2 protein-coding genes are annotated in these 4,644 nt (G+C 60.1%); one reads left to right on the top strand and one right to left on the bottom strand.

Annotated elements, in window-relative coordinates; all coding sequences use genetic code 11:
• Positions 1–202: 202 nt before the first annotated feature.
• Positions 203–490 (bottom strand): hypothetical protein, encoded by a 288-nt coding sequence (locus ACFORG_RS07245; RefSeq protein WP_386734740.1) that lies wholly within the window; start codon positions 488–490, stop codon positions 203–205.
• 9 nt (positions 491–499) lie between these two features.
• Here ACFORG_RS07245 and ACFORG_RS07240 point away from each other — a divergent pair.
• The coding region (locus ACFORG_RS07240; RefSeq protein WP_386734739.1) for a putative Ig domain-containing protein at positions 500–4,644 on the top strand (4,145 nt) is incomplete at its 3' end.

Below are 4,644 nucleotides of genomic sequence, written 5' to 3'. Positions count from 1 at the left end.
ACCCCACAGCGCAATCGGATACAACGTCCCGATTGCCATGCATTATCCCGATGGCGTCACCAGCCCGTCATCGTGACAGAGCCGGAAAAATCCAGCTTCTGGCGGTCCAAGGTTGGGGCTCAAAGCACAAACCCGCAGACTCTCGTTATGAACGAGGGACCGCCGGGGGGCAGGTCACATGTAGGGTAGTTATCGGGCTTTGTCAGATAACCTTGCGCATTGACGCTTCCGAGGCTATCTGCAATAGTTTTTGTCTAACCATTTTCTCGGTTACATAAAAAATATCGTTTCTGATATGCCTTTTATTGAGACTCGAAACGTGTCGTTCGTCGCTGACACCGATGATCTTCTCGCGAACGAAAGTGTAATCGGCGACCAGCTTCAGCCACGCATCACCCGCCTGAAAGACGGAAACCTCGTTCTCGTCTGGACCGACGGCGCCTCCCTCGTCGCTCGGCTGATAGACCCGCTCGGCGAATTTCTCGGCCACGAAATAGTCGTGGCTTCAGTGCCCGGTGGTAGTATCGCGAATCCATCCATCGCTGCCCTTGCTGACGGTGGCTTCGCGGTTGCGTGGGATGCGCTCCTGGGCAGCGTCACCGCCACGATTGAGGACGTGACCCTTACTCTCCCGGAACAGTCAGAGGTCTATGTTCGCACCTTCGATGCCGAAGGAACACCTGGCGGCGCTGTCAGAGTAAGCAGCGATGCAACCGTGCTCGCTGGTACGGCCGATGTTGCTGCCGTGGGTGATGGTTACTTCGTCTCTTGGTTTGGCATCCCGCCCGACCCGGTGGCGATAATTGATGGATCTATCTCCGGCCGCTTCTACTCAGCCGACGGCAGTTCTCCGACCGGAACCTTTCCGGTCAACAACTTGACCTATGGCTTTGGTGCGATGCCGTCCGTCGCAGGCCTGCCCGGTGGGCGTTTCGTGGCGGTCTGGGACGGCGTTGATTTCGCCGGGCGAGACGATTCCTCGCTTGGAATTTCCGCACAGCTTTTTGATGCCGCGGGGCAGAAAGAAGGCGGCGTCTTTACCATCAATACTTCTACCGAAAACCTGCAGAATGGCGCGCGGGTCGCCGCGCTACCGGACGGGCATTTCATAGTCGTTTGGAACGACGGCATCGATTTCATACAGACCGTTTCCTACGAGAAGAGGACAGGCAAGTTCGACATCCTCGCGCAGATCTTCGACCAAGACGGCAATCGCGTTGGCGATGAGATCCAGATTGCCGGGAACCTCGGGACCCAGATCGACCCGGAGGTCGCGGCGGTCGGCGAGCGTAGCTTCGTTGTGACCTGGACCGACGAGAGCGGGATCACCGGGGCGACGGCAATCGGCAGCCCCGATCCGAGTGCCTCGATTAAGGCGCGCGTCGTGGACTTCTTTATTCCCGCCGTGGGGAACGATCCCGACGACCCGCCTATCTTCGAGGAGACGGAGCCGCAGATCACCCTCAGCACAATCGTGCAGGTTAATGAAACCATCGTCGAGGAACAGTACGACCCGGCTGTCGCGGTGCTGGAGGACGGGCGTTTCGTCTTTGTCTGGACCGACGCCAGCGGACAGGATGATACCTCCGGCACCGGCATCCGGTTAAAAATCGTGGAGGAAAACCCAGGGCCAATCCTAACCGACGACCAGGACAATTCGGTGTTCATCCAGGTAGTTGGCGGCTCCGTCTTCGCCGAAAATCTTGCTGCTGGACACTTCCTTGATCCCGACGGCGACAGGATGACTTTCCGCCTCCTTGACTTCGACACCAGGCGCGAGCTTGACCTGCCTGACGGCATCACCTTCGATCCGCGAACGGGCGAGCTGTCGGGTAGCCATGATGGCCAGAATGAGACCATCCCCATCTCCGAGTTCGTAACGATTGAGGCGAGCGATGTCGACGGCGCGACGGAGGTCATTTCCTTCCAACTCACCGTCGAGTTTAACGAAGCGCCGCCGGTCTACCTTCCCTCGTTCGTTGATCCGCTAGGCTCAACCACCTTCGGCTTGCCTGAGGCATTCGCCGCTCCGGGCGGTGGGCAGCGGCTAGTCTATTCCGGACCTTCGTACTTCGTGCCCGGCACGACGACCACGGTCTGTAACGGTCCATCCTGCACACTGGTCCGCACGCCCGATCTCTGGCAGCGCACCCACATGATCGATAGCTTTGACGCGAACGGCGATCTGGTGTCTCGCGATACCTTCGAGACGCTCTCGCCGCAAGCCGGCCTCCGTGTCTCGCCCTTCGGTACCGACGGGCTCGTATACAGTTATCTCAACTATTTCCAAAGTTACACGTCGACCATCGATCGTCTCGCTTGGGGAACGGAACTTAATTGGGCTGCGGCCAATGGCTACACGGATCGTACGCTATTTGAGACGGATTTCGCAGATGTAGGCTCCGCGCTCTTCGAAATCGGTGAGTACGTCGTTGCTCCGGTGGAAGACGACAGTTTCATGATCCTGCAGCACACGAGGGACCGCGCCGCTTTTGGGGGTGGTCCATACGAGACAAGCCAGCTGGCCCTCTTCGGTACCAAGGTCAACTACAACGGCAATGACTACGTCGCTGGGACCAAGGTGCTTATTGACCTTTACGACGAGTCCGATCTGTCCGGTCGCGCGGATAATCTTGCGCCGCGTCTCCGCGTCGATGCCGATGGAGATGGGCGCATCTTTGCGGTCTACGAACATTACCAAGTGGATGCGCAGTACAGCGATCTGGTGGATCTAAACGGCTGGTTCTATGACCCAACCCGGGAAGCTCAGAACCCGCCCTTCGGCTTTGGTCAGCCGATTGCGGAAACCCAGACGAACTATATTCAGAAACTGGAGGGGCCTAACCAACCGTTCCGCATCGAATACAGCAACGGTGACTGGTACGTTGCACAGGACAACGTGACCGCGCTGACAAACTCCAACCAGTGGACCGTTCGCTTCGATCCTGATACCAGCAACCTGGTGCCGCAAGATCTAGTGTATGGCGATGCCCGTACGCATTTCTTGTCCAATGGCGGACGTGTCGACCTAATGCGGGACGTCAACGGCCGCATCACCGCCTCCTTTGAGAATTTCGGCGACGCGACCTACACCTCCGATGCGGTCCTCGTAGACTCGGCGCTCGGCATCGACCTTTTCTATGGTGCGGTTGGAGATCTCGACGGTCTCCACCTCTTCGATATCGGCGGTGGAAGGGTTCGCCTTGCGGCGGAAGATGCCTTCGGGCGCGCGCTCCACCGGGACCTCGCGGTCGTCGATCCCAAGCCGGTCCAACTGGACGCCGGCGACAACACAGAAAGCGCTGTCCCGGGCATTCCTCTTTTCGTGGATGGCGGGATAGGGCGGGACACAATCACTGGCTCTACGCAATTTGACCTACTGATCGGCGGGCCTGCGTCTGATGTGTTGTTTAGCGGCGGCGGGCCAGACACGATATTGGGCGAGGACGGCGATGACATCATTGAAATCGGCCTTCCGCTTGGCACCGGCGCACCGGGTGCCACGAGCACTGGTATCGAGATCGACGGCGGCCCCGGAACCGACCGTCTCGTCCTGCCCGAGACTGCAACCGTGGACCTGCGCGGAGCGACGATCCGCGGTATCGAGGTGATTGACCCGGGCATGAGTGGCATCCCGCGCGCCCTTCTGATGGACGCAGACGACCTCCAGCGCCTCGCGGGCCAGCCCGAAGGGCTGGAGATCCTCGCCGGCCCGGCCGGCGCGCCGCTTACGGTTCATGTCACCGTCCCCGACGACCCGGCCGGTGGGCGCGGGCCGCTAAATCTGGCCGGTTTTTCTATGAACGGCAGCACACCCGGCGCTATCGTCGACATCTCCGCTGCCGGCTCGCTGCGTGGAATTGATGTCCTGGGCAGCAACGCTGCCGACCGCATCACCGGAACCGGCTTTCTTGATGTATTCGAGGGAGGTCTTGGCGACGATACTATTTCGACTGGGGAGGGTGCGGACGTCCTTCGTCTTTCGGTGTCCGGAGGCACGGATCGCGTTCTCGATTTTGACCCGCTCTCGGACCGGATTGACGGAAGCGCCTTGCCGCATGACATCGAGCTGTTTTGGACCGAAGTCGTCGATGGCACGCGCCTGATGCTTTCGGATGGATCGGCCGTCGACTTCGTGGGGCTAGATGCCCCCGTACCTGTGTCCGGTCTCCGCCCTCAAAGTACTAGTATTGGTCCCTCGGGTGCCGCCTTTGCCGAGACCGGAAGTCTTCTTCTGAGCAGCGATGCGGTGACGGTGAGTTTGCAGCGGAGCTATGTGGCCCCGGTTGTTGTTGCGTTTGTTTCGACGGAGAACGGGTTTCAGCCGGTGAACGTGCGGGTGAGCGGGGTGAGTGGCGACAGCCTGACGCTGCGGTTGCAGGAGCCGAACTATCTCGACGGGTCTCATTTCAACGAGACGGTGCATTACCTGGTGGTCGAGGAGGGGACCTGGGTTCTGCCGGACGGCACGCTGCTGGAGGCCGGGACGCTGCAGAGCAACCTGCTTTCGAGCCAAGGCTTCGAGAGCGTGGCCTTCGATGCCGAGTTCGACACAGCGCCGGTGATCCTGAGCCAGGTGCAGAGCGCCAACGGCGCCGATTTCGTCACCACGCGCCAGCGCAGTGCCGATGCGGAGGGCTTCCA

The sequence above is a fragment of the Lutimaribacter marinistellae genome, assembly GCF_042648365.1.
Lineage (GTDB): Bacteria > Pseudomonadota > Alphaproteobacteria > Rhodobacterales > Rhodobacteraceae > Lutimaribacter_A > Lutimaribacter_A marinistellae.
This window is presented reverse-complemented; position numbering and strand designations above follow the sequence as displayed.